24 protein-coding genes and 2 pseudogenes are annotated in these 23,358 nt (G+C 60.2%); 10 read left to right on the forward strand and 16 right to left on the reverse strand.

Annotation, left to right across the window (positions count from 1 at the left end):
- The first annotated feature begins 3 nt into the window (after nt 1–3).
- Complete coding sequence (gene tagQ, locus QZR30_RS04825; protein ID WP_046070104.1) at nt 4–930, forward strand: type VI secretion system-associated lipoprotein TagQ; 927 nt, start codon at nt 4–6, stop codon at nt 928–930.
- 124 nt (nt 931–1,054) lie between these two features.
- Nucleotides 1,055–1,432, forward strand: coding sequence for a hypothetical protein (locus tag QZR30_RS04830; RefSeq protein ID WP_046070103.1), 378 nt, complete (start codon nt 1,055–1,057; stop codon nt 1,430–1,432).
- 129 nt (nt 1,433–1,561) lie between these two features.
- Here QZR30_RS04830 and QZR30_RS04835 read toward each other — a convergent pair whose 3' ends face one another.
- Nucleotides 1,562–1,804, reverse strand: a complete 243-nt coding sequence (locus QZR30_RS04835; protein WP_046070102.1) for a DUF6124 family protein — start codon at nt 1,802–1,804, stop codon at nt 1,562–1,564.
- A gap of 507 nt (nt 1,805–2,311) precedes the next feature.
- Here QZR30_RS04835 and QZR30_RS04840 point away from each other — a divergent pair.
- The 4 genes and pseudogenes from QZR30_RS04840 to QZR30_RS04855 all read left to right on the forward strand — a co-directional run.
- Nucleotides 2,312–3,271: a PAAR domain-containing protein gene (locus tag QZR30_RS04840; protein WP_311902993.1), complete on the forward strand. Its 960-nt coding sequence runs from the start codon at nt 2,312–2,314 to the stop codon at nt 3,269–3,271.
- The gene (locus QZR30_RS04845; RefSeq protein ID WP_311902994.1) at nt 3,181–3,777 is read left to right on the forward strand and encodes an S-type pyocin domain-containing protein; all 597 of its coding nucleotides are present in this window, start codon (nt 3,181–3,183) and stop codon (nt 3,775–3,777) included. Before QZR30_RS04840 ends, QZR30_RS04845 begins: the two co-directional genes overlap by 91 nt.
- The gene (locus tag QZR30_RS04850; protein ID WP_057023323.1) at nt 3,777–4,253 is read left to right on the forward strand and encodes a DUF6392 family protein; all 477 of its coding nucleotides are present in this window, start codon (nt 3,777–3,779) and stop codon (nt 4,251–4,253) included. The genes QZR30_RS04845 and QZR30_RS04850 overlap by 1 nt, the downstream gene beginning before the upstream one ends.
- 97 nt (nt 4,254–4,350) lie before the next feature.
- Nucleotides 4,351–4,431: pseudogene (locus tag QZR30_RS04855) on the forward strand (helicase); the annotation flags it as partial.
- A gap of 130 nt (nt 4,432–4,561) precedes the next feature.
- Here QZR30_RS04855 and QZR30_RS04860 read toward each other — a convergent pair.
- The 6 genes from QZR30_RS04860 to exbB form a co-directional block, all read right to left on the reverse strand.
- Nucleotides 4,562–5,962: an aminoacyl-tRNA deacylase and HDOD domain-containing protein gene (locus tag QZR30_RS04860; protein WP_311902995.1), complete on the reverse strand. Its 1,401-nt coding sequence runs from the start codon at nt 5,960–5,962 to the stop codon at nt 4,562–4,564.
- 77 nt (nt 5,963–6,039) lie between these two features.
- The gene (recG, locus tag QZR30_RS04865; protein WP_046072605.1) at nt 6,040–8,115 is read right to left on the reverse strand and encodes an ATP-dependent DNA helicase RecG; all 2,076 of its coding nucleotides are present in this window, start codon (nt 8,113–8,115) and stop codon (nt 6,040–6,042) included.
- Between the two features lie 8 nt (nt 8,116–8,123).
- On the reverse strand, nt 8,124–9,044 hold the full coding sequence (locus tag QZR30_RS04870; protein WP_046070096.1) for a hydrogen peroxide-inducible genes activator: 921 nt from the start codon (nt 9,042–9,044) through the stop codon (nt 8,124–8,126).
- Nucleotides 9,045–9,207: 163 nt separating this feature from the next.
- Nucleotides 9,208–9,957: an energy transducer TonB family protein gene (locus QZR30_RS04875; protein WP_043048079.1), complete on the reverse strand. Its 750-nt coding sequence runs from the start codon at nt 9,955–9,957 to the stop codon at nt 9,208–9,210.
- Nucleotides 9,954–10,379 carry a TonB system transport protein ExbD gene (exbD, locus tag QZR30_RS04880; protein WP_003176926.1) on the reverse strand — a complete coding sequence of 142 codons (426 nt, stop codon included), beginning with the start codon at nt 10,377–10,379 and terminating at the stop codon, nt 9,954–9,956. Before exbD ends, QZR30_RS04875 begins: the two co-directional genes overlap by 4 nt.
- Nucleotides 10,380–10,385: 6 nt before the next feature.
- Nucleotides 10,386–11,372, reverse strand: a complete 987-nt coding sequence (exbB, locus tag QZR30_RS04885) for a tonB-system energizer ExbB (RefSeq protein WP_056847474.1) — start codon at nt 11,370–11,372, stop codon at nt 10,386–10,388.
- A gap of 187 nt (nt 11,373–11,559) precedes the next feature.
- Between exbB and QZR30_RS04890 the strand changes: the two genes are divergently transcribed.
- A complete protein-coding gene (locus QZR30_RS04890; protein ID WP_046070094.1) occupies nt 11,560–12,411 on the forward strand; it encodes an SDR family oxidoreductase in 852 nt (283 codons plus the stop codon).
- Nucleotides 12,412–12,537: 126 nt separating this feature from the next.
- Here QZR30_RS04890 and QZR30_RS04895 read toward each other — a convergent pair whose 3' ends face one another.
- From QZR30_RS04895 to QZR30_RS04920, 6 genes are all read right to left on the reverse strand, one after another.
- On the reverse strand, nt 12,538–13,278 hold the full coding sequence (locus tag QZR30_RS04895) for a hypothetical protein (protein ID WP_311902997.1): 741 nt from the start codon (nt 13,276–13,278) through the stop codon (nt 12,538–12,540).
- Between the two features lie 55 nt (nt 13,279–13,333).
- Entirely contained in the window at nt 13,334–13,714 is a 381-nt protein-coding gene (locus QZR30_RS04900; RefSeq protein WP_003176922.1) for a RidA family protein, read from the reverse strand.
- 24 nt (nt 13,715–13,738) lie between these two features.
- Entirely contained in the window at nt 13,739–15,844 is a 2,106-nt protein-coding gene (spoT, locus tag QZR30_RS04905; protein ID WP_015886535.1) for a bifunctional GTP diphosphokinase/guanosine-3',5'-bis pyrophosphate 3'-pyrophosphohydrolase, read from the reverse strand.
- Nucleotides 15,845–15,904: 60 nt separating this feature from the next.
- Nucleotides 15,905–16,168 (reverse strand): DNA-directed RNA polymerase subunit omega, encoded by a 264-nt coding sequence (gene rpoZ, locus QZR30_RS04910; protein WP_003195508.1) that lies wholly within the window; start codon nt 16,166–16,168, stop codon nt 15,905–15,907.
- Between the two features lie 167 nt (nt 16,169–16,335).
- Complete coding sequence (gene gmk / locus QZR30_RS04915) at nt 16,336–16,956, reverse strand: guanylate kinase (protein WP_046070092.1); 621 nt, start codon at nt 16,954–16,956, stop codon at nt 16,336–16,338.
- A 10-nt stretch (nt 16,957–16,966) separates the two neighbouring features.
- Nucleotides 16,967–17,830, reverse strand: coding sequence for a YicC/YloC family endoribonuclease (locus QZR30_RS04920; protein WP_056847473.1), 864 nt, complete (start codon nt 17,828–17,830; stop codon nt 16,967–16,969).
- Between the two features lie 286 nt (nt 17,831–18,116).
- Between QZR30_RS04920 and rph the strand changes: the two genes are divergently transcribed.
- Both rph and QZR30_RS04930 read left to right on the forward strand, forming a co-directional pair.
- Nucleotides 18,117–18,839 carry a ribonuclease PH gene (gene rph, locus QZR30_RS04925; protein ID WP_043048066.1) on the forward strand — a complete coding sequence of 241 codons (723 nt, stop codon included), beginning with the start codon at nt 18,117–18,119 and terminating at the stop codon, nt 18,837–18,839.
- Between the two features lie 22 nt (nt 18,840–18,861).
- The gene (locus QZR30_RS04930; RefSeq protein WP_043048064.1) at nt 18,862–19,230 is read left to right on the forward strand and encodes a DUF4870 domain-containing protein; all 369 of its coding nucleotides are present in this window, start codon (nt 18,862–18,864) and stop codon (nt 19,228–19,230) included.
- A 59-nt stretch (nt 19,231–19,289) separates the two neighbouring features.
- On the opposite strand, the gene QZR30_RS04935 is transcribed toward QZR30_RS04930, so the two are convergent.
- Nucleotides 19,290–20,069, reverse strand: a complete 780-nt coding sequence (locus QZR30_RS04935) for an exodeoxyribonuclease III (RefSeq protein ID WP_003195493.1) — start codon at nt 20,067–20,069, stop codon at nt 19,290–19,292.
- A gap of 82 nt (nt 20,070–20,151) precedes the next feature.
- Here QZR30_RS04935 and pyrE point away from each other — a divergent pair, with 82 nt between their 5' ends.
- The gene (pyrE, locus tag QZR30_RS04940) at nt 20,152–20,796 is read left to right on the forward strand and encodes an orotate phosphoribosyltransferase (RefSeq protein ID WP_003195489.1); all 645 of its coding nucleotides are present in this window, start codon (nt 20,152–20,154) and stop codon (nt 20,794–20,796) included.
- 114 nt (nt 20,797–20,910) lie between these two features.
- Here the strand turns inward: pyrE and argB are convergent, their stop codons facing one another.
- Together argB and QZR30_RS04950 are read right to left on the reverse strand one after the other, a co-directional pair.
- The gene (gene argB, locus QZR30_RS04945; RefSeq protein ID WP_043048062.1) at nt 20,911–21,816 is read right to left on the reverse strand and encodes an acetylglutamate kinase; all 906 of its coding nucleotides are present in this window, start codon (nt 21,814–21,816) and stop codon (nt 20,911–20,913) included.
- 20 nt (nt 21,817–21,836) lie between these two features.
- Nucleotides 21,837–23,243: pseudogene (locus QZR30_RS04950) on the reverse strand (phosphomannomutase/phosphoglucomutase); the annotation flags it as partial.
- Between the last annotated feature and the right edge of the window lie 115 nt (nt 23,244–23,358).

The raw sequence follows: 23,358 nt of genomic DNA on the forward strand, positions 1-23,358 counted from the left end.
CCTATGCTTTTTTCCCGTAAGGCGGTTTCCAAGCGTCACCTGCTGCTGATCGCAGCCGGTTTCAGCACCGTGTTGACTGGTTGCGCTACGTCGCCAGCCTCCAAGGTCGCGTCGAGCACCAAGGTCGAGTACTACCCCAACTGCTACGAGCCGGTGCAGCACCTGCGCGCTACCGATTCGAACATGACCAAGTCGGTGGTGACCGGTGCCGCCATCGGCGCGGCCGGCGGTGCGTTGTTGGGCGCCCTGACCGGCGACAAGGAAAAGCGTGGCCGTAACGCCGCCATCGGTGCTGCGGGCGGCGCCCTGGCCGGCGGCGCGGCGGGTTACTACACCGAGCGTCAGAAGCAGATTGCCGATGACAACCAGCGCATTGCCTCCTATGCCGCTGACGTGAACAAAAGCGTCTCCGACATCGACCGCAGCACCGCCTACGCCAAGGCTTCGCAACAGTGCTACCAGAGCGCGTTCACCAAGCTGGTGGCCGACCGCAAAGCCAAGACTGTCAACGACACCGAAGGCCGCAAGCGCCTGGCGGAAATCGTTGCGGGCCTCAAGGAATCCAATGACCTGATCGTTGCGGTCAACGGCAAAGCCAGCGAAGATCTGAACAACTACACCCAGGCCTACGAAAAAGACCTGCAACAAGTCGGCGTACAGCGTGCCGACGTGGTCACCGTGGCCCAGGCCGATGCGGCACCTGTTGTGACACCGACCAAGAAAAAAGGCACGGGTACCAAGCCACCGAAAAAGCCAGTGCTGCCAACCGTGCCGAAAGAAGCGGTCACCACCGAGAAGACCTTGCAAACGGCCCAGGCCAAGCAAGCTGAAAGCAAGCAGGTGGCCAACGCGGGTGATTCGCAACTCAAGCTCAACTGCACTAACCCGAACCTGGTCGACTGGGCACCAGTGCCTTGCCCTAACGTCTAAGCACTTGTTGCTATAAGCGTTAAACGCCCGCCGATCTGCGTCTAAAGCGCGAGATCGGTGGCGTTCTTTTTGCAAATCGTTACACTGCTGCGGCCACTCCAATAAATACACCGAGGCCGTGTGCATGAAATTTCGTCTTCTCCTGTGGGTGCTGGGCCTGATGATGGGCAAAGCCAGCCGCACCAACCCCGCGTTCCAGCAGCAACTGGGTGACAAAGACCTGGCCTTCCAGCTGCAGACCCTCGACGGCAAGGTTGCCCGTCACTTCATTGTCAAAGACCAGCGCATCACCAGCCGTTCAGGTGTTCACCCTGAGCCTGCCTTTGCGATTGCCTTCAAGGATGCCGCCTATGGCTTCGCCACCATGCAGGCGAAGAACAAGCAACTGGCGTTCATGACGGGGATTCAGGACAAGTCGATCCAGATCAAGGGCAACCCGGCGCTGGTGATCTGGTTTCAGGGGCTTACCAAGTATTTGAAGCCGAAGAAAAAGAAGAGCTGAGGTTTTTCAGTAAAACCGAGTTGGATTCATCGGGAGCAAGCCCCCTCCCACACTTGGAATGCATTCCATAGCTGGAATTCGGTCAAATATGGGAAGTGACTTGCTCGCAAAAGGGGTCAGTCCGTCATCTCACGGGCTTACCTGTCCTGAGACAGTGAGTACTCGATCAGCCAACAACTGTGCCAGCTCAATCAGTTGCGCAACGCCCAGCAGTTCCTCTCGTGGTGAACCTTCTAAGTTAAAGGCCAGGTCGCAGCTCAGCGCATTGGCCGAAGCAAGTGTTTCGCTGAGGTTGATCAACAGGTCTTCGGTGCTGATACCGTCGGCAACGGTGAACAGGCGGATGGGAGGGTTGGGGGTGGGTTTGATCATTATGAAATCCCTTAATCTAAGTGGAGCTGCCATTGATCGCCGCGATGCGATGGGGTGGCAGCTGTGCGCAGGTTCGCGGACCGGAGATTAAGGAAACCGGCATACCCGAAGGTATCCCGCGCACAGCCACCATAACGCAGCACAGTAGACGATAAAAAAGCGTCAACTGAAAGGAGGCAGTACTTAATCAATCCGGGCCGCGACGCCCGACCGCTGAGTTTGCAGCGGTGTACGGAGACTAGAGGCCGCGTTTCCTAGGGGCAACCTCAAAGAGTTGTCGGATGTTTCTGTTTTTCCCAATACCTAGCCGAACGGACAGTTGTTTGGCTCTGTGCTAGTCAGCAACATCTTCCTTGCCATTTCCTCTTTGCATAACTCAACGCCACGACCGCGTTTGAGCACCCGTACGCGTAAAAAAGGACAAACCATGAAGAGCACTGATACTCAGGTCCTGCAGTCAATCGGCCCAGTCAACACCCCTCTCAACGACCGCGTGCAGAGCCATATGTGAGGCGCTACAACATCACCACGGGTTCAACCACCACGGCGGGTGGCAAAGTGATCAGCGGTTGTGAGCGCACCAGTTTCAACGGCCAATTGATCTCAAGGGAGGGTGACCGGGTCGCTTGTCCAGCCTGCGGCACTGAAGGCTTCATCGCGCTCACCGGCCCTCATCTGCACGAAGAGTGGGACGGCAAGCAGGCGGCGCTTGAGGGGGATCTGTGTATCTGCAAATGCGATCCGCCGCCGGAGTTGATTGCCAATCAGAGCTTCAAATCTCAGCAGTTCGGCCCCCAGCCTCAACGATTCACCGCCGCTGGAATGGGACCGACCGCATCCGTCTCGCCCCCTCCCAGCTTTTCCGCGCCCGTTGCGCCGAATCGTGCCGCTGATGCATGCGTTTTCGCCAAATCATGCGTTTCGGTGCCGGCCGGTTCTACCGCTGCGGGAACCGGCCCGGAAAACGCCAGGAACTTCGGCACCACGGCCGTCATGGCCTCAACCGGTACGACGGGCGCCGTCGGCAGGGTCTCCGGAACGCTCGGCAGCGACCTCGGGGCCTGGGCTGTACGAGGGCTGGCCGGCGCCAGTTCGGCCCTCAACGTCGTGCTTCTGGCTTTTTGGCCGCGAGATATCGGTGATTCAACGCTGTACAGCCCCGCACAGTTGGCCGGTATGCGCTCGGCCAGTACGCGGGTGCGTTTCCAGTTTCGCCAGGATGAGTCAGGTGAACTGCGTGTTTACGGCATACATACCAAGCCTGAGAGTGGTGTTGATCGCGTGCCCGTTGCGCAAGCCGGATGGAATGCGGACAACAGCGCGATGGTGGCGGTGCTGGATGGCATCAGCATCACTGGACGCCGAACCGTGGACCGGTGGTCAGTGCGCCGAGCCCATACCCAGGTACACCGGAGCGATTGGATAATTTGTTCGTTCATCCGGTTGCAGTGGGGCAAGATTCGGTAATCAGTCACTACCCAGGTCGGGAAGCTGAGGACGTCACCTGGCAGGATACGATCATTTCGTTTCCTGCTGATTCGGGTCTGCCGCCGTTGTATTTGGTGTTTGCCAAGCCAATGGTTACTCCACTGGAAGTTGGGGCATATGACGACTTGAGCAGTCGTAGCATCAAAGATGGTTATGACATCGATCATCTTCCGGCTCGTAAAGTGCTTGAAGCCGTTTTATTAAAACTTGACGGAGAAATGGATCCACGGGAAATAAGGGATTACCTTCGACGAGCCCCAAGCATCGCTATTCCTGCCCGAGTCCATCAAAAATACAGTGAGACCTACGGGGGGCGTAGTACCAAAGCAAAGCAGGTGCAGGATGCCTCCGACCTTAGGGCAGCAGTGGACAGCAATTTCAATGCGATTAAACGCGGCCTTCTTGAAGAAGGCTTCACCGATGCGGACATTGAAGTGGCTCGAGAGCAGCTGCATAGGCTCGCTAAAGAACAGGGGTGGTATTGATGAATGCGAAAACTATCGAGGGCTGGATCAGGAGTCTTGGCAGGCGCTACGACGTTTTGATTGCCGAAGGGTTGATACCGAACCAGCCATTACAGGAACTTTATGAAGGGCGGGATCGCCTACACTTGGAACCGGCATTGGGTCTTTCCTTGAGTTTTTGGGCAGAAACCAAGCGATTGGAAACGCTATTCATCACTCTGATCAAAAGCACTCCCTCAACGGTTGAATATAAGGGCGAGCTGCCCAAACCGCTCGCTTCTACGATGACAAAATCCGACATTCGGTCTCATTTCGGCGTCCCGATAGAATCGAGTGCTCCTGTAAAAATGCCACAGCCCGTGGGCATGACTGGAGGATGGGATGCCTATCGCCTTGATCCAAGTACATATCCGAATATCAAGTTGATCTGCAAGTACAGCCCCACTTTTCAAGTAAAGGCGTTGGTGTTTACATTGATTGATAAGAACCACGACTGATCTACCTTCCGTTACTCGGTTAGTGATTGTTCCCTCGCTCTGTGCTCATCGAGATTTGTGTAGAGCGATGAGCGCAGAGCGTGGGAACGATCAATAGATCCAGATCAAGGGCAACCCGGCGCTGGTAATCTGGTTTCAGGGGTTGACCAAGTATTTGAAGCCGAAAAAGAAGAAGTAGGGTTTCAGGTAGGCCGAGTTGGATGCATCGGGAGCAAGCCCCCTCCCACATTTGATTGAGTTCCAACGTTGGAATGCAGGCAAATGTGGGAGGGGGCTTGCTCCCGATAGCGGCCTGAGGGGCTACACATTCAGCCCTGGGTGAACTGGGAAGCCAGTTCGCGCAACAACACCTCGGCATCCAGCACCTTGCCGACTACTTCCTCAGCCTTCTCACGACTCAGGCCCAGACGCTCAAGCAGCGCATCTGGAATGGTCTCGTCGGGCCCGGAACCAATCCCCCGGCTGCGCAACAAGCGTACGGCCAAACACACCAGATTCGGATACTCAGCGTATTGCCCGTCATAGGTCGGATCGTGCTGAAAGCGCAGGGCGGTGGACAGTTCGTCGGGCATGTCCCAATAGCGCATCAGCCAGGCACCGATCTGCTCGCGGGTGATACCTAGCAAGTGCTGCTCGACATAGCTGTGGCACAGGTGCGGGTTGACCTCCAGATGCCGGCAGATCAGCGAAAAGTGCGGCGGGAACACGTGGGCCAGCAGCAGGTAGCCGAAGTTGTGCAGCAGGCCGGCCAGGTACGTCAGGCCGGCTTCCGGGCGCTGGGCGCGGGGTATGGCGCGGGTCAGGCCCTCGATCACGGCGGCGGTGTAGATCGACTGGTGCCAATAGGGCGTGGACTGATGCGGACGGTCCTTGGGCAGGCTCAGGGTCTTGCCCAGGGCCAGGCCGAGGGCCAGGTTGATCACCAGATCGAAGCCCAGTACGCGCACGATGGCATCTTCGACTGAACGGATCTTGCCCGGTGATGCGTAGTAGGGCGACGCGGCCCAACTCACCACCTGGGCGGCGAGGGCCGGGTCGGTTTCCACCACGCCGGTGATGTCATCGATGGTGGCGTTGGGGTCGACGCGCAGCTTGATGATCTTTTGCGCCGTGTCGGCCAGCGGTGGAATCTCGATGGTCGCCTCAAGACGTTGCTGGATACGGCGGGCGGTGAACGCCTGCATCGCCTGGGTGATTTCCTCGCGGTCATCATTGGGGCGGTCGAGGTTTGGGCGGATATTGCTCAGCGGTTCACCGAAGTGCGCGGCGCTGGCCTTGGTCAGCATACCCTTGAACGCGTCGCCGGGGATTTCCAGCAACAGTCCGGCTTCGCCCGAATGCACCAGCAGGCTCGGCTCGTTGAGCAGGCTGCCTTCATACAGGCACGGTGAACTGGTGAGTGCCGGCAGGCCCGGCAGCAGACTCAGGGCATGCTTGCCGAGCATGCGTTCGACGCGCTCAGGGGCAACGGCCGTGAGGCGGCGACCCGTGAGTTCGGCGAGGCGGTTGAGGTCAAGCAACTGGCTTTGGGGGAACAGCACCATGAGTGCGCCAACCGCATCTTCAAGCAACACCGCCTGGACCTTTTTAGCAGGGTTCATGCCAGGTTGTTCGATGACTTCCGTGTAGGGGATGGCGAGCTTGGCGAGCAGCGCCCGAATGACCGGCGGGGCGGTCAGTGGGGCTGTGGCGAGGGCAACTTCTGACATGGCCTGATCCAATTTCTTACATTCATTGGAGTATAACCAGCTTGATACAGGTGTTGGTCGGATAAGTGCGTCAGGCGTCACACTTGGCCGTATTGCTGCCCGTGCCGCAGCCAGCGATCCAGCAACGGGCTGACGTGATCGGGCCAGCGTTCGAGCAAGGCTTGCGCCGCGTCGCGCACTGCAGGCAACAGATCGGCGTCGCGCATCAGGTCGGCAACCTTGAATTGCAGCAGGCCGGTCTGGCGCGTGCCGAGCATTTCACCCGGACCGCGCAGTTCGAGGTCTTTTTCGGCGATGACAAAACCGTCATTGGTTTCGCGCATGATACCCAGGCGCTGACGACCGATCTGCGACAGCGGCGGGTGATACAGCAACACGCAGTGGCTGGCAGCACTGCCCCGGCCGACCCGGCCGCGCAGTTGGTGCAGTTGCGCCAGTCCCAGGCGCTCGGGGTTTTCGATGATCATCAGGCTGGCGTTGGGCACGTCCACGCCCACTTCGATCACCGTGGTCGCCACCAGCAATTGCAGGTTGCCGGCCTTGAACTCGGCCATCACCGCGGCTTTTTCCGCAGGTTTCATGCGCCCATGGATCAGCCCGACCTTGAGCTCGCCCAAGGCGCTGGTGAGGTCTTCGTAGGTGGTCTCGGCGGCCTGGCAGGTCAGCTCTTCAGACTCTTCGATCAAGGTGCACACCCAGTACGCCTGACGGCCTTCGGCACAGGCGCCGCGCACGCGCTCTATCACTTCGACGCGCCGGGTGTCGGTGACCAGCACGGTATTGACCGGGGTACGCCCGGGCGGCAGTTCGTCGAGGATCGAGGTGTCGAGGTCGGCGTAGGCGCTCATGGCCAGGGTGCGCGGAATCGGGGTGGCGGTCATGATCAACTGGTGCGGGTTCATGCGCCCGCCCACGCCTTTCTGGCGCAGGGCCAGGCGCTGTTGCACGCCGAAGCGGTGCTGTTCGTCAATGATGACCAAGGCAAGGTTCTTGAACTGAACTTCGTCCTGGAACAATGCATGGGTACCCACCACCATCGGTGCGCCGGCGGCGATTTGCTCCAGGGCGCTGGCGCGGTTCTTGCCCTTGAGCTTGCCTGCCAGCCACGCGACTTCCAGGCCCAAGGGCTCTAGCCAGCGTTTGAAAGTAATGAAATGTTGTTCGGCGAGGATTTCCGTCGGCGCCATCAGCGCCACTTGGTAACCGGCTTCCAGCGCCTGCAGGGCGGCGAGGGCGGCGACCACGGTCTTGCCCGCGCCCACATCGCCTTGGATCAGGCGCAGCATGGGTTCCTGCTGGCTCAAGTCGTAGGCAATTTCATTACCTACGCGCTGTTGCGCTCCGGTCGGCGCAAAGCCGAGGTTGGCCAGGTATTGCGCGGGCAGTCGCGTGGCCTTGGGCAACGCTGGCGCACGCAAGGAGCGCATGCTCTCGCGCAGGCGCTGCTGGGACAGCTGATGGGTCAGCAGTTCTTCGAAGGCCAGGCGATGCTGGGCCCAGTGATGCCCCAGGGCCAGTTCGTCCACATCGGCGTCGGCGGGTGGGTGGTGCAGGTAGCGGATCGCATCAGCCAGGGGCGCCAGTTGATAGTCGCGGGCCAGCTCCAGGGGCAGCCAGTCGGGCAGGCTTTGCGGGCCGAGCATGGTCAGGGTCTGCATGCACAGCTGGCGCAGGCGTTGCTGGGTCAGGCCTTCGGTCAGCGGGTAGATCGGTGTGAGCGTGGTATCTACCGGTGGGGGCTCGTCGCCGGTAATGGCGCGGTATTCCGGGTGGTAGATTTCCAGGCCCGAAGCGCCAGGGCGCGCCTCGCCGTAGCAGCGCACGCGGGTACCACGCTTTAGGCCCTCTTTCTGCGCGTTGCTGAAATGGTAGAAGCGCAAACTCAAGCCGCCGGTGCCATCCTGCAGGCGCACCACCAGGCTGCGGCGCTTGCCCATCACCACGTCGGCGCCGCTGACGGTGCCTTCGATCACCGCGTCCTGCCCGGGGCGCAAGTGGCCGATGGGCACTACGCGGGTGCGATCCTGGTAGCGCAGGGGCAAATGGAACAGCACGTCCTGGAGGTTTTCCAGGCCGACCTTGGCCAGCTTCTCGGCCATGGCCTCACCGACACCCTTGAGTGCCGTCACCGGCACCTGCGACAGCTCAGTCATACGGTTGCTTAGCTCGCGACGGGCGGCTTGGCCACCGAGCACAGGCGGATCGAATCGGCGAGGATCTCAATCGCTTTGGGGCGTGGGAAGCTGGCGCGCCAGGCGATCGCCACGGTGCGGAACGGCACCGGAGGGGTGAGTGGGCGCACTTCGATCACGCCCTGGGCGTAGTGATGGCTGTCTACGGCTGACAGCGGCAGGATCGAGATGCCCAGGCCGGAAGCGACCATATGGCGAATGGTTTCCAGTGAGCTGGATTCCACCGTGGTGTGCTTGGCGCCGTCGCTGCCCTTGGTCAGGGTCGGGCAGGCTTCCAATACCTGGTCGCGGAAGCAGTGGCCTTCGCCGAGCAGCAGCAGGCTCTTGTCGTTGAGCAGGGCGGCGTCGATGGTGTCCTTCTTGGTCCACGGGTGGGAGGCCGGCATCAACACGTAGAACGGCTCGTCGTAGAGCGGTAGCGTGAGTACGTCCGCCTCGTTGAACGGCAGGGCGATAATGATCGCGTCCAACTCGCCGTTGCGCAGTTTGTCGCGCAGCACGTGGGTGAAGTTTTCTTCGATATACAGCGGCATCTGCGGTGCGACGCGGTGCAGTTGCGGGATCAGGTGCGGGAACAGGTAAGGGCCAACGGTGTAGATCGCGCCGACCTTGAGCGGTGCGGTGAGCTGGTTTTTGCCGGCCTGGGCCAGTTCGCGAATGCTTTGCGCTTGTTCCAGGACCTTCTGGGCCTGGGCCACGATGCCTTCGCCTACCGGAGTGAGGCGCACCGCGCTCTTGCTGCGCTCGAAAATCAGCACACCGAGTTCATCTTCAAGCTTTTTCACGCCCACCGACAGCGTCGGCTGGCTGACATGGCAACGCTCGGCCGCGTGGCCGAAGTGCTGTTCCTGGGCGAGGGTCACGATGTAGCGTAATTCTGTAAGAGTCATAGCGGGCGTCCATGAGGTTGCAGGCCAAGCATACCGGCTGCAATCGATAGACGCACGTTATCAGAACTTTGCTGGGGATTAAGTGAGGAATGTCGGAAATTTTGCTGATGTGGCGCCAGCGCATGCGGGAGAAAATATCTCCCGCATAGCTGTGTAGATGGATCTAGCGGCGACGTTTGTCGATGTTGTAGACGAACGGCGCAACGAGTTCGACGCTGCCATTTTTCAGCAGGTCGGCTGGTGGCTTGGGCAGCGGCTGGGCCTTGCGGATCATCTCCAGCGTCGCACGGTCCAGGTCGGCATTGCCGGAGCGGCCTTCCAGCTCGTAGGACAACACGTTGCCTTCGGCATCGACCACAAAGCGCAAGCGGTTCATACCCTCCTTGCCGCGCTGTTGGGCGGCGGGTGGGTACTTCTTGTACTTCTGCAGGTGCGCCAGCAGGGTGCTTTGCCAGGACGCCTGGGCCGCTATCTGCTGTGCCGATGGGCCTGGTGCGGGCTGGGCCGATTTTTCCGCCGGTGTATTGGTCGGTGGAGTTTCGCTCGGTGGCTCCTCGGAAGGTTTTTCCTTGGGTGGCTCGGGCTTCTTCTCCACGGGCTTGGGCGGTTTCGGTTTAGGCTTGGGCTTGACCGGCTTGGGTACCTGGATCGTTGGCTTGGGCGCCTCGGCCATTTTTGGCAGAGGCAGCTCTTCCACCGGGGCAGGTGGCTGCGGTGGCGTCACCACCTTGGGCGGTGCCGGAGGCGGCGGCGCTGGCATCGGCGCCAGGTCGATGACCATGGCGGCGGGTGGTAACTGGATCACCTGCGGCGCGGACCATTGGAGCGCGATGATGATCGCGACGGCATGCACGCCCAGCACGACGGCGAGGCTGGTGCCATAACGCGTCAGTTTGTGGCGCGTCGTGATCATTTCTTGGCTGCCGTCTCAAGTCCGACCAGGCCCACCTTGAGGTAGCCGGCTGCCCGCAGGGCATCCATCACGCTCATCAGGTCGCCGTAGTCCACGCCTTTGTCGGCCTGGAAGAAGATCGTCGTGTCTTTCTTACCCTGAGTCTTGGCATCGAGCACCGGGCCCAGGCTTTCAGTCTTGACTTCTTCTTCGCCCAGGAACAGGCGTTGGTCTGCCTTGACACTGAGGAAGATCGGTTTCTCCGGCCGCGGCGCCGGCTTGGCGCTGGATGCTGGCAGGTCCACCTTGATGTCCACGGTGGCCAGCGGTGCCGCCACCATGAAGATGATCAGCAGCACCAGCATCACGTCGATAAACGGTGTGACGTTGATTTCGTGGTTCTCGACGAGCTCGTCGTCGCCTTGATTCAAATGCAGGCCCATGGCCGATTACCCCACTTTCACCATGTGCGGTTGCGAGCTGCGCTCGGTAGGCAGGTGATCGAGGTCACGGCTGACCAGCAACAGGACTTCTGCCGATGCATCCGAAACCTGGGCCTTGTAGCCGGCAATCGAACGGGCGAAGACGTTGTAGATCACCACCGCAGGAATCGCGGCAACCAGGCCCAGGGCGGTAGCCAGCAGGGCTTCGGCGATGCCGGGGGCAACAACGGCGAGGTTGGTGGTCTGGGTCTTGGCGATGCCGATGAAGCTGTTCATGATGCCCCATACGGTGCCGAAAAGGCCGACGAACGGTGCGGTGGAGCCGATAGTGGCGAGTACGCCGGTGCCGCTGCTCATGTTGCGGCCGCAGGCCGCAACCAGGCGCTCGAGGCGGAAAGCCACGCGCTCCTTGATACCTTCTTTTTCGCGGGTATTGGCCGACAGGCGCATTTCTTCCAGGGCGTCGTGCACCAGGGTGTTGGCCAGAGTGCCCTTCCTGGTCGCGGTTTCGCTCGCTTCCTTGAGGGTGGTGGCTTTTTTCAGGTGGACGATTTCAGCACGCAGACGACGCTTGGCGCCCAGTAGCTCGAAGCCTTTGGCAATCCAGATGGTCCAGGTGATGATCGAGGCGATGGCCAGGCCGATCATCACGGCCTTCACCACCACGTCGGCGTTCTGGTACATGCCCCATGGCGACAGGTCGTGGGCCATGCCCAGGGTGTTGTCTTCTTCCAGCACTACGCCAGTTTCGTCGGCAGGTGCAGCGTCGCCCGCAGCCTGGGCCGGATCGGTAGCGGCTGGCGCCGGAGCTGGAACGGCCGCCGGGGTAGCAGCATTTTGCTCAGTGGCAGCCGGAGCGGCGGGGGCGGTGGCATCAGCGAATGCGGCGGTCGGTGCCAGCAGTACGCTGAACAGCATCGCAGCAATCGCACGCCAGGCGCGGGATGGGCTGTGAGGCTTGGTTGGCGAAGCGGGGTTTGTATTACGTGTCATGCTGGCCGGACCTGAGAGAAAAAATGGGTGATTGTCCTTCCAGACCCAGGGGGTCGAGGACAAATGGGTGGTTATTATTGCAAGTAATTCTTGTTAACAGAAGTAATACAGTAACTTTATTTGTGCTTTTTCTGGCCGCTGGTCATGCCTGGCGGCTAATCTGCACCTTTAAGAACGGAGTTTTGTGATGTCTGTGCCTTCTGTTGTGATTGCCGGTTGCGGCGATGTGGGTAGTCGGCTGGCTAGCCAATTGCTGGCCTCGGAATGGGAGGTTCATGGCTTGCGCCGCGATATTTCGCGCCTGCCCGACGGGGTGATTGGCATCGCCGGCGACCTGTTCGACAAGGATTGCCCTGACACCTGGCCTATCGGCGGGGTGGATTACCTGGTGTATTGCGCCGCTGCCACCGACCATGACGAAGCCGGCTATCGCGCCGCTTACGTGCAGGGGCTACAACATGTGCTGGAGTGGTTGAAGGACTACGGCCAGGAGCCGAAACATCTGTTGTTCGTATCCAGCAGCAGCGTGTATGGGCAGCAGAACGGCGAATGGGTCGACGAAACGTCAGAGACGCAAGCGAAGGGTTACTCCGGGCAGGTGATGCTGGAGGCAGAGCAAGTGGCGCTCGACAGCGGCATCCCCGCCAGTGTCGTGCGGCTGACCGGAATTTACGGTCCGGGGCGCGAATGGCTGTTGACCCAGGTGCGCCAAGGCTATCGGGTAGCGATTGACCCGCCTTTATATGGCAACCGGATTCACGCTGATGATGCGGCCGGGCTGCTGGCGTTTTTACTGCGGCACGTAGAGCAGGGCGGTACATTGGACAAAGTCTACATCGGTGTCGACGATGCGCCGGCGCCATTGGCCGAGGTGGTGGGCTGGTTGCGCGAGTACCTGGGTGTGACCGAATGGGCTGATGACGCCAGTGTGCGGCGTGCGGGCAGTAAGCAATGTAGCAATGCGCGCATCAAGGCGCTGGGCTGGGCGCCAACATACCCGACTTACCGGGAAGGCTATACCTCCATCCTGAAAGGATGAAACCCGGTCAAAAATGTGGGAGGGGGCTTGCTCCCGATAGCGGTGAGTCAGCCAAGGAAATATTGACTGGTGTGATGCTATCGGGGGCAAGCCCCCTCCCACATTTAGATTCAGGTGATGCTGTTATTACTTTTCAAGCAGCCACTGGCGTGGGCCTGGGGTGAACTGAGGCACTTCATCCGCCTGCGCGGTATTGATCGCCTGGAAGACTTCCAGTTGTTCACCCTTACGCGTGAAAATCCACGGGTTGCCCTGGCCGTTCAGTTGCAGCCAGATGCTGTCGTAGCCGCCGCTCATGGAGGCGCAATCACCCGCCAGGCACAGCGAGTAGCGGTCAACACCGGGCAGGCCGGCGACCTTGCCGTCAGCCTGGAACTGCACCGTGGCGCCGCTGCCTGTGCCGTCGGTGATCTTCCAGTCGCCACCCATGTAGGCCGCGTACAGCGCCCGCTCGAAGTTGGCACCCAGTGGTGCGCCTTCGGGGGCCGGGTCTTTGGCGCGGGCGAACAGCTGCTCTGGCTCATTGTCGTTGGCCACTTGCAGCAATTGTTTGCCTTTGCGCTTGAGTTCGGTGGCGGAGCTGCCGTAGAAGTCCACGCTCCACGCTCCGGGGTTTTCACCCGACAACTTGCCTTCCGCTACTTCAAAACCGTTGTAGTAGCGCGCCTGCAACGCCTTGGTGTTGACCTCCCACTCAAGGTTGGGGCCATAGGATTGCAGGGCTTCACGCAAAGGGCCGCCCTTGGCTGCCGCGTCGATGGCGGCCTGGTTGATCCAGGTACCGCTTACGTCCAGGTCGGCCGGGTTGCTGGCACAGCCGCCCAGCAACAGTGCGAGCAACGAAGAGGCTACAAGCGCTTTGCGCATTACGAAATCCTTATGAAACGAAGCCGGCGCAGCCTTTGGGGCTGCGCCGGGTGTTTTACTCGATGACCAGAATGGCGTCCATCTCAACCTGTGCGCCCTTTGGCAGGGCGGCAACGCCGATGGCGGCGCGAGCTGGGTAGGGTTGTTCGAAGTACTTGCCCATGATCTCGTTGACCTTGGCAAAATGGCTCAGGTCGGTGAGGAAGATGTTCAGCTTGACGATGTCCTTGAACGAACCACCGGCAGCTTCAGCCACGGACTTGAGGTTTTCGAAGACTTGTACGGTCTGGGCTTCGAAGCCTTCAACCAGTTCCATGGTCTTTGGGTCCAGCGGAATCTGGCCGGACATGTAGACGGTATTGCCCGCCTTGATCGCCTGGGAGTAGGTGCCGATGGCGGCTGGGGCTTTATCGCTGGTGATAACTGTCTTGGTCATGAATGACTCCTTGTAATGGATCGGTTATGCACGCATACGGGTGATGCGGATCACACCGGTCAAGGCGCGCAGTTTCTTGATCACGCGGGCCAGGTGCACGCGGTCGTGCACACTGACCACCAGTTGGACCACGCTGATGCGACCATCACGTTCGTCCATGCTGATTTTCTCGATATTGCCGTCGGCGGCGTTGACGCTGCTGGCCAGCAGGGCGATCAGTCCGCGCTGGTGTTCCAGCTCCACCCGCAGCTCGACGTTGAATTCGCCGGTGACATCCTTGGCCCACGAGAGCTGGATGCATTTTTCCGGGTTGTGGCGGATTTCGGTGATGTTGCGGCAGTTGTCCAGGTGCACCACCATGCCTTTTCCCGCAGACAAGTGCCCGACAATCGGGTCGCCAGGGATCGGCGTGCAGCATTTGGCGTAGCTGAGCACCAGGCCCTCGGTACCACGAATCGCCAGGGGGCCTTCAGGGCTTGGCAACTGTTCGCCTTCGCCCAGCAGGCGGCGGGCGACCACGTAGGCCATGCGGTTACCCAGGCCGATATCTTCCAGCAGGTCTTCGATGGTTTCCTGGCGGTATTCGTGGAGCATCGCTTGCACGCGCTCCTGCGGGATCTTGTCCAGGGCGCTGTCGAAGCCATTGAGCACCTTGTTCAGCAGGCGTTCGCCCAGGCTGATGGACTCGGAACGACGCTGCAGTTTCAGGGCATGACGAATATGCGTACGTGCCTTGCCGGTGACCACGAAGTTGAGCCACGCCGGGTTCGGGCGTGCGCCTGGTGCACTGACGATCTCGACCGTGGAGCCGCTTTGCAGCGGTTCGGACAGCGGTGCGAGACGACGATTGATGCGGCAGGCGATGCAGCTGTTGCCGACGTCGGTGTGCACCGCATAGGCGAAGTCGACCGCCGTGGAGCCTTTTGGCAGCTCCATGATCCGGCCCTTGGGCGTGAACACGTAGACCTCGTCCGGGAACAGGTCGATCTTCACGCTTTCGATGAATTCCAGGGAGTTGCCGGCACGTTGCTGCATTTCCAGCACGCCCTTGACCCATTGGCGGGCGCGGGCATGGGTGCCTTTGGGCTGCTCGTCGCCGCTGGACTTGTACAGCCAATGGGCGGCGATGCCGTTGTTGGCCATCTCTTCCATTTCGCGGGTACGGATCTGGATTTCGATGGGCACGCCATGCATGCCGAACAGCGTGGTGTGCAGGGACTGGTAGCCGTTGGCCTTGGGAATGGCGATGTAGTCCTTGAATCGCCCCGGCAGGGGTTTGTACAAATTATGTACAGCGCCCAGCACGCGGTAGCAGGTATCGACCTTGTCGACGATGATCCGGAACGCATACACGTCCATGATCTCGTTGAAGGCCCGGCGCTTGCCACGCATCTTCTTGTAAATGCCGTAGATGTGCTTCTGCCGGCCGCTGACCTCGCCCTCGATTTCGTCGATCGCCAGGCAATGGCTCAGGGACTCTTCGATCTTGTTGACGATTTCCTTGCGGTTGCCCCGGGCGCGCTTGACCGCCTGGTAGATGCGCGCCGAACGCATCGGGTGCATGGCCTTGAAGCCGAGGTCTTCGAATTCGATGCGAATGGCGTGCATGCCCAGCCGGTTGGCGATGGGCGCGTAGATTTCCAGGGTTTCCTTGGCGATGCGCCGGCGTTTTTCACCGGACAGCACTTCCAGCGTGCGCATGTTGTGCAGCCGGTCGGCCAGCTTGACCAGGATCACCCGGATATCCCGGGCCATGGCCATGGCCATCTTCTGGAAGTTTTCCGCCTGGGCTTCGGCCTTGGTCTCGAAGTTCATCTGGGTCAGTTTGCTGACCCCGTCGACCAGTTCGGCCACGGTTTCGCCAAACTGCGCACTGAGCGCTTCCTTGGCGATGCCGGTGTCTTCGATCACGTCATGCAGCATCGCAGCCATCAGGCTCTGATGGTCCATGTGCATGTCGGCAAGAATATTTGCCACCGCAAGAGGATGGGTGACATACGCCTCGCCACTGCGGCGGCGTTGGCCGTCGTGGGCTTGTTCGGCGTAGAAATACGCTCGGCGGACCAGGTTGACCTGGTCTGGGCCGAGGTAGGTCGATAAGCGATCGGCGAGGGCGTCTATGCTCGGCAAAGTGTGAACTCCTGCCGATGGCTGTGACCCCGCGCCGTGCTACGTCGACCAGGCATAGGCTTAGACGTCCTCGTTGGACTCGCCTTCGAACGCTGCAAACAGCGGTTCGTCTTCAACGATTTCGGCGTTGGCGATGAACTCATAGCTCATCAGGCCTTCAGCGATTTCACGCAGGGCTACAACGGTAGGCTTGTCGTTTTCCCACTGGACCAGGGGCTCTTTGCCGCCAGTGGCCAGTTGACGGGCACGCTTGGTAGAGAGCATGACCAGCTCAAAGCGGTTATCCACGTGTTCTAGGCAGTCTTCAACGGTTACGCGGGCCATGGTATTCCTCGGAGCGAATGCAAGATGCGCGCTGCCCGGTTGGGCGAGCGGACTGAGCAGTTTAAAAAATCACCAGCGTTTAGGGAAGCGCTGATTTTTCGCAGACCCTCGCAAAACCGCTGCAAGTGCCAATGTAAGGCCCTTGCAGCAGTTTTGGGAAGAGCCAATCAGCCGAGCAGTTCGGCAAGTAATTTGCCAAAACGTTGCTGTTGACGCTTTTGCTGGAGCTGGTTGGCGCGGAAAATCGCCTTCAAATCGTCCAGGGCCTGGGCGAAATCGTCATTGATGATCAGGTAGTCGTAGTCGACGTAGTGACTCATTTCGCTGACGGCCTCGCGCATGCGGCCTTCGATGATCGCGTCGCTGTCCTGGCCGCGGTTGGTCAGGCGTTGGTGCAAGGCTTCCAGCGACGGCGGCAGGATGAAGATCGAGCGAGCCTTGGGCATCAGCTGGCGCACTTGCTCGGCGCCCTGCCAATCGATTTCCAGGATCAGGTCGTGGCCTTCGTCCAGAGTTTGTTGCAAGTGACTTTGGGAGGTGCCGTAGAGGTTGCCGAAGACTTCGGCACGTTCGAGGAAATCGCCATGTTCGATCATCTTGACGAACTCGGTGCGCTCGACGAAGTGATAGTGCACGCCATTGACCTCGCCCGGGCGCATGGCGCGGGTGGTGTGGGACACCGAGATGCGGATCTGCTCGTCAGCGTCGGTCAAGGCCTTGACCAGGCTGCTCTTGCCCGCGCCCGAAGGGGCGGAAATGATGTAAAGGGTGCCGGTGCTGTGGGTCATGGAGGTTGCCTTACTCAATATTCTGTACTTGTTCGCGCATCTGCTCGATCAACACTTTGAGGTTGACCGCGGCCGTGGTACTGCGCGGATCGAACGCCTTGGAGCCCAGTGTATTGGCTTCGCGGTTGAGTTCCTGCATCAGGAAGTCCAGGCGCCGACCGGCGGCACCGCCAGACTTGAGGACGCGGCGCACTTCAAGGATGTGGGTACTCAGGCGGTCGAGCTCTTCGGCCACATCGCTCTTCTGTGCGAGCAGGACCATTTCCTGTTCCAGGCGAGTCGGGTCAAGGTCGGCCTTCATGTCGGTGAAGCGGTCGAGAACCTTCTGGCGTTGGGTGGCGAGCATCTGCGGCACCATTTCGCGCAGCGTGACTACATCTGCTTCGATCGAGGTCAGACGCTCGTTGATCAGGCGCGCCAGTTCGGCGCCTTCGCGCTCGCGACCGGCCTTGAGTTCCTTCAGGCCCTGGTTGAAGAGGGCTAGGGCTTCTGCATTCAAGGCTTGCGGGTCAGTTGCGTCGGCCACCAACACGCCGGGCCAGGCCAGCACTTCCAGAGGGTTCAGTGCGGCCGGTTGCTTGATCAGGCCGGCAATGGTTTCGGCGGCGGCCACCAGTTGCGCGGCGCGGTCGCGGTCGACCTGTAGTGGCTTGCCGGTAGTTTCTTCGGTAAAGCGCAGGGTGCATTCCAGCTTGCCACGGGAGATGCCCTGGCGCAGTGCTTCACGGACCGCGCCTTCGAGGTCGCGGAACGACTCCGGCAGGCGCAGGTGCGGCTCCAGGTAACGGCTGTTGACCGAGCGCAATTCCCAGCTGAGGGTGCCTTGGGCCCCGGCTTTTTCGACACGGGCGAAGGCGGTCATGCTGTGCACCATGGAGGTACCTCGTGTTGGATAAATAGAGATTGGCCAGGCCGACCTGTAGGAGCGAGCTTGCTCGCGAAGAACGCAAGGGCGTCGCGCTGAATCAGGAGACCCCCGTTATCGTTAGTGTTTTTCGCGAGCAAGCTCGCTCCTACAGTCGAGAGGCGCAGGATTGTAGCGCAGTGCGCAGGAGGCGCCCAAACATGCGCATTCGTAACCGAATTTTTAGAAGTGCCCCGAATCGGCTGGCAGCTCTATAATGCTCGGCAGTTTTTCGTCCTTCGTACAGGTATCCCCTATGAAACGTCCAAGTGGTCGCGCTGCCGATCAGCTCCGCTCGATCCGCATCACCCGCAACTACACCAAACACGCCGAGGGATCCGTACTGGTCGAGTTTGGCGATACCAAGGTGATCTGCACCGTCAGCGTCGAAAACGGCGTGCCGCGTTTCCTCAAGGGCCAGGGCCAGGGTTGGTTGACCGCTGAATACGGCATGCTGCCGCGCGCCACTGGCGAGCGTAACCAGCGTGAAGCCAGCCGTGGCAAGCAAGGCGGGCGCACCCTGGAGATCCAGCGCCTGATCGGCCGTTCCCTGCGCGCCGCCCTGGACATGTCCAAGCTGGGCGACGTGACCCTGTACGTCGACTGCGACGTGATCCAGGCTGATGGCGGTACCCGTACTGCCTCCATCACCGGGGCCATGGTGGCCCTGGTCGACGCGCTGAAAGTGATCAAGAAGCGCGGCGGCCTCAAGGCCGGTGACCCGCTCAAGCAGATGATCGCCGCGGTATCGGTCGGCATGTACCAGGGTGAGCCTGTGCTGGACCTGGACTACCTGGAGGATTCGGCCGCCGAGACTGACCTGAACGTGGTCATGACCAGCACCGGTGGTTTCATCGAAGTGCAGGGCACCGCTGAAGGCGCGCCATTCCAGCCGGCTGAGCTGAACGCGATGCTGGCCTTGGCCCAGAAAGGCATGACCGAAATTTTCCAACTGCAGAATGCCGCGCTGGCCGACTGAGCCGGTGCCAAGGAGAAACGCCATGAGTGACAGCCAGTTGCCGGTTCCGGCACCGTCCAAGGAAGTACGCCAGTTGGCAATGTTGTGTCACTTCGCGGCGTTTGCGGGGTTGGTATTTCCCTTCGGCAGCTTGTTGGGGCCGCTGATCCTGTGGCAGTTCAAGAAGGACGTGGACCCGCTTATCGATGATCAGGGCAAGGAAGCGCTGAATTTCCAGATTACCGTGGCGATCGCCTGGCTGGTGTGCCTGGTGCTGGGCTTTGTCGTCATCGGCTTTTTGCTGATGACCGTGCTGGTGATCGGGGCGCTGATACTGACGATCATCGCCGGGATCCAGGCCAACAAAGGCGTTGCTTACCGCTATCCGTGGACCTGGCGCCTGGTCAAGTAACCGACCGGCCACAAAAAAACCGACATCGCTGTCGGTTTTTTTGTGCCTGGAGATCGACCTCAGATGGTCAATGTCCAGTCGTAGTCCACAATCAATGGCGCGTGCTGCGAAAAGCGCGGCTGGCGCGGCAAGCGTGCACTGCGCACGAACCGACGCAGACCTGGGGTCAGCAACTGGTAGTCGAAGCGCCAACCCAGGTTGAGCATCTCGGCCTGTTCGTTGTCCGGCCACCAGCTGTACTGGTCGCCTTCACGGCTGACTTCACGCAGGGCATCGACATAGCCCATGTTGCCGACAATCTCGTCCATCCAGGCCCGTTCCGGCGCCAGAAAGCCCGGGGACTGCTGGCTGTCGCGCCAGTTCTTGATATCCAGCTTCTGTTGCGCCACGTACAGCGAGCCACAATAAATGTACTCGCGACGTTTGCGTCGCTGTTTATCCAGATAACGGGCGAAGTCGTCCATTAGCTTGAACTTCTGGTTCAAGTCTTCATCGCCGTTCTGCCCCGAAGGAAGCAGCAAGGTCGCGATGCTGACCTTGTCGAAATCGGCTTGCAGGTAGCGCCCGTAGCGGTCGGCTGTCTCGAAGCCGAGGCCGCTGATGACCGCCTTGGGTTGCAACCGCGAGTACAAAGCCACGCCACCTTGGGTGGGCACTTCGGCATCGCAGGCATAAAGGAAGTAGCCATCCAGTTGGAAGGCTGGGTCGTCCAGTTCAAAGGCGGAGGCGCGGGTGTCCTGCAGGCAGATGACGTCGGCATTCTGTGCTTGCAGCCAACTGAGCAAACCACGCTCGACTGCAGCCTGAATACCATTAACGTTCACACTGATGATCCGCATAAATGGCCCCAAAAATCGCGTGCGTGTATGATACACGCCGTCCACCTAATTAGCTAAATCCGTGGTATCTGAGGCTTTTTTCATGCAGGCGTATCAACGCGATTTCATTCGTTTTGCCATCGATCGCGGCGTTCTACGCTTCGGTGAGTTCACTCTCAAGTCCGGGCGCACCAGCCCGTACTTCTTCAATGCGGGCCTGTTCAACTCGGGTTCGGCCCTGGCTCAGCTGGGTCGTTTCTACGCGGCAGCCATTGTTGAAAGCGGTATTTCCTTCGACGTGCTCTTTGGCCCGGCCTACAAGGGTATTCCCCTGGCTGCGGCTACAGCGGTGGCCCTGGCGGAGCATCATGGGCAGGATCTGCCATGGTGTTTCAACCGCAAGGAAGCCAAGGCCCATGGTGAAGGCGGCAGCCTGGTCGGCGCTCCGCTGACCGGCGATGTGCTGATCATTGATGACGTGATCACCGCCGGCACCGCGATCCGTGAAGTGATGCAGATCATCGCGTCCCAGGACGGCGCCAAGGCCGCCGGTGTGCTGATCGCCTTGAACCGCCAGGAGCGCGGCAACGGTGAGTTGTCGGCTATCCAGGAAGTTGAGCGTGATTTCGGCATTCCGGTGGTGAGTATCGTGTCGTTGAACCAGGTGTTGCAGTTCCTGGAAGATGATCCGCAGCTCAAGCAGCATTTGCCGGCAGTGCGGGCGTATCGCGAGCAGTTTGGCGTCTGATACCGACTTTTTGTTGAAATGGGTTTGTGTGGGAGGGGATCTCCATTGTCCTCTCGCTCTATACAAAAAGGCCCCGCTCAATCGGATTGAGCGGGGCCTTTTATTTGCAGCGTTTTAAGGACGCTTGCGGTTGCTGATCAGCGTACCCATGCCGGTATCCGTGAAGATCTCCAACAGCACCGCATTCGGTACACGGCCATCCAGGATCAGCGCGCTACCGACGCCGCCCTGCACCGCGCCCAGTGCGCAACCGATCTTGGGCAGCATGCCGCCGTAGATGGTGCCGTCGGCGATCAACTCGTCCACTTGCTGGGTGGACAGGCCAGTCAGAACCTTGCCTTCCTTGTCCATCAGGCCGGCAATGTTGGTCAGCAGCATCAGCTTTTCAGCCTGCAGTGCTTCAGCCACCTTGCCCGCTACCAGGTCAGCATTGATGTTGTAGGACTCGCCGTTGGCGCCCACACCGATAGGTGCGATCACCGGGATGAAGTCGCTCTTGACCAGCAGGTTCAGCAGATCGGTGTTGATGCCGATCACTTCGCCGACCTGGCCGATATCGATGATTTCCGGCTGGGTCATCTCAGGAGTCTTGCGGGTAACCGTGAGTTTCTTCGCACGGATCAGCTCCGCATCCTTGCCGGTCAGGCCGATGGCGCTGCCGCCGTGGCGGTTGATCAGGTTGACAATGTCTTTGTTGACCTGGCCGCCGAGGACCATTTCCACCACGTCCATGGTCTGCGCGTCAGTGACGCGCATGCCATCGATGAAGTGACTCTCGATCGACAGGCGCTTGAGCAGGTCGCCGATCTGCGGGCCGCCGCCGTGCACCACCACCGGGTTGATCCCTACGGCCTTCATCAGCACGATGTCGCGGGCAAAGCCGGTTTTCAGCTCGTCGCTTTCCATGGCATTGCCGCCGTACTTGATCACCAGCGTCTTGCCGACGTAGCGTCGAATGTAAGGTAACGCTTCGGACAGGACCTTGGCGGTGTTGGCAGCGGCTTCGCGTTCGAGGGTCATTCAGGGCTCCGGGCAATAAATCAGAACGGTAATTGGAGATCAGGGGCAACACGTTTCAGCTGGGCGTGGAACACGTCCTTGATGCGCTGCAACTCAGCCTCGGTATCCGCCTCGAAACGCAGGACCAGCACCGGTGTGGTGTTGGACGCGCGAACCAGGCCCCAGCCTTTGGCGTAATCGACTCGCACACCATCAATGGTGGTCAGGTTGGCGCCTTCACCCCATTGCGCATCGTGCAATGCGTCAATGATGCTGAATTTGCTCTCCTCGGTCACATGGATATTGATCTCTGGCGTAGAAATATCATTCGGGAAGGTCTGAAACAGCTCTTCGGCCGTGGATTTCTCCTTGCTGAGGATCTCCAGCAGGCGAGCGGCACTGTAAATGCCGTCGTCAAACCCGAACCAGCGTTCCTTGAAGAATACATGGCCGCTCATTTCACCGGCCAACAGCGCGCCAGTTTCCTTCATTTTCTTTTTGATCAACGAGTGGCCAGTCTTCCACATTAGCGGGCGGCCGCCATATTCCTTGATCAGTGGCGTCAGGCGGCGGGTGCACTTCACGTCGAAAATGATCTCGGCGTTGGCATTGCGCGCTACCACGTCACGGGCAAACAGCATCAGCAGGCGGTCCGGAAACACAATCTCGCCGGTTTCAGTCACCACGCCCACGCGGTCGCCGTCGCCATCGAAGGCCAGGCCTACGTCGGCACCCACTTCCTTGACCTTGGCAATCAGGTCTACCAGGTTTTCTGGCTTGCCTGGGTCTGGGTGATGGTTGGGGAAGTTGCCGTCGACGTCGCAGAACAGCGGGATCACCTCGCAGTTCAGGGCTTCGAGCAGCTGCGGGGCGATCACGCCGGCCGCACCGTTGCCGCAATCGACCACCACTTTGAGGCGGCGCGCGAGTTTGACGTCGCGGGTGATTTCGTCAGAGTAGCGCTGCAGGATGTCGACTTTGGTGACGGTGCCCTGGCCACTGGTCAGGTCGTTGGTTTTGAGGCGCTTGTGCAGGGCCTGGATCTGTTCGTTGGCCAGGGTGTCGCCCGCGATGACGATCTTGAAGCCGTTGTAGTCCGAGGGGTTGTGACTGCCGGTGAGCATTACCCCGGATTTGCCGGCCAGGACATTGGCGGCGTAATACAGCGCGGGTGTTGGCACCAGGCCGACGTCGCTGACGTGGCAGCCGCTGTCGGCCAGGCCCTGGATCAGTTGCTCGACCAGCTCCGGGCCGGACAAGCGGCCGTCACGCCCCACTGATACGTTGGGTTCGTCCTGGGCCAGGCTCTGGGAGCCGATGGCGCGGCCAATCCAGTAGGCGGTTTCGGCGGTCAGGGTCTTGGGTACCACGCCCCGAATGTCATAGGCGCGAAAAATGCTGTCGGGGAAGGTAGGGGCTACGCGGGCTGCAATACTCATCGCGGGGGAAACTCCATCTGGAAGGGGCAAGGCTGGCCTGAATGTGGCTGGCCGGCAGGCTCAAACTGAAGGGTATGACGGCGTTTTCGGCAGAGAGTTCGTGGTGTAAAAGTGCCATCGGGGC

The sequence above is a fragment of the Pseudomonas sp. rhizo25 genome (assembly GCF_031931935.1).
In the GTDB taxonomy this organism is placed as follows: Bacteria; Pseudomonadota; Gammaproteobacteria; order Pseudomonadales; family Pseudomonadaceae; genus Aquipseudomonas; species Aquipseudomonas synxantha.

Coding starts and splice junctions, on each gene's coding strand:
- tagQ (WP_046070104.1), top strand. CDS start 4: ATGCTTTTTTCCCGTAAGGCGGTTTCCAAGCGTCACCTGCTGCTGATC.
- rph (WP_043048066.1), top strand. CDS start 18,117: ATGAAACGTCCAAGTGGTCGCGCTGCCGATCAGCTCCGCTCGATCCGC.
- QZR30_RS04895 (WP_311902997.1), bottom strand. CDS start 13,278: ATGCGCAAAGCGCTTGTAGCCTCTTCGTTGCTCGCACTGTTGCTGGGC.
- pyrE (WP_003195489.1), top strand. CDS start 20,152: ATGCAGGCGTATCAACGCGATTTCATTCGTTTTGCCATCGATCGCGGC.
- QZR30_RS04920 (WP_056847473.1), bottom strand. CDS start 17,830: ATGGTGCACAGCATGACCGCCTTCGCCCGTGTCGAAAAAGCCGGGGCC.
- exbB (WP_056847474.1), bottom strand. CDS start 11,372: ATGACACGTAATACAAACCCCGCTTCGCCAACCAAGCCTCACAGCCCA.
- QZR30_RS04830 (WP_046070103.1), top strand. CDS start 1,055: ATGAAATTTCGTCTTCTCCTGTGGGTGCTGGGCCTGATGATGGGCAAA.
- exbD (WP_003176926.1), bottom strand. CDS start 10,379: ATGGGCCTGCATTTGAATCAAGGCGACGACGAGCTCGTCGAGAACCAC.
- QZR30_RS04860 (WP_311902995.1), bottom strand. CDS start 5,962: ATGTCAGAAGTTGCCCTCGCCACAGCCCCACTGACCGCCCCGCCGGTC.
- rpoZ (WP_003195508.1), bottom strand. CDS start 16,168: ATGGCCCGCGTAACCGTTGAAGACTGCCTAGAACACGTGGATAACCGC.
- recG (WP_046072605.1), bottom strand. CDS start 8,115: ATGACTGAGCTGTCGCAGGTGCCGGTGACGGCACTCAAGGGTGTCGGT.
- QZR30_RS04890 (WP_046070094.1), top strand. CDS start 11,560: ATGTCTGTGCCTTCTGTTGTGATTGCCGGTTGCGGCGATGTGGGTAGT.
- QZR30_RS04870 (WP_046070096.1), bottom strand. CDS start 9,044: ATGACTCTTACAGAATTACGCTACATCGTGACCCTCGCCCAGGAACAG.
- QZR30_RS04875 (WP_043048079.1), bottom strand. CDS start 9,957: ATGATCACGACGCGCCACAAACTGACGCGTTATGGCACCAGCCTCGCC.
- QZR30_RS04930 (WP_043048064.1), top strand. CDS start 18,862: ATGAGTGACAGCCAGTTGCCGGTTCCGGCACCGTCCAAGGAAGTACGC.
- QZR30_RS04850 (WP_057023323.1), top strand. CDS start 3,777: ATGAATGCGAAAACTATCGAGGGCTGGATCAGGAGTCTTGGCAGGCGC.
- QZR30_RS04900 (WP_003176922.1), bottom strand. CDS start 13,714: ATGACCAAGACAGTTATCACCAGCGATAAAGCCCCAGCCGCCATCGGC.
- argB (WP_043048062.1), bottom strand. CDS start 21,816: ATGACCCTCGAACGCGAAGCCGCTGCCAACACCGCCAAGGTCCTGTCC.
- QZR30_RS04835 (WP_046070102.1), bottom strand. CDS start 1,804: ATGATCAAACCCACCCCCAACCCTCCCATCCGCCTGTTCACCGTTGCC.
- gmk (WP_046070092.1), bottom strand. CDS start 16,956: ATGACCCACAGCACCGGCACCCTTTACATCATTTCCGCCCCTTCGGGC.
- QZR30_RS04935 (WP_003195493.1), bottom strand. CDS start 20,069: ATGCGGATCATCAGTGTGAACGTTAATGGTATTCAGGCTGCAGTCGAG.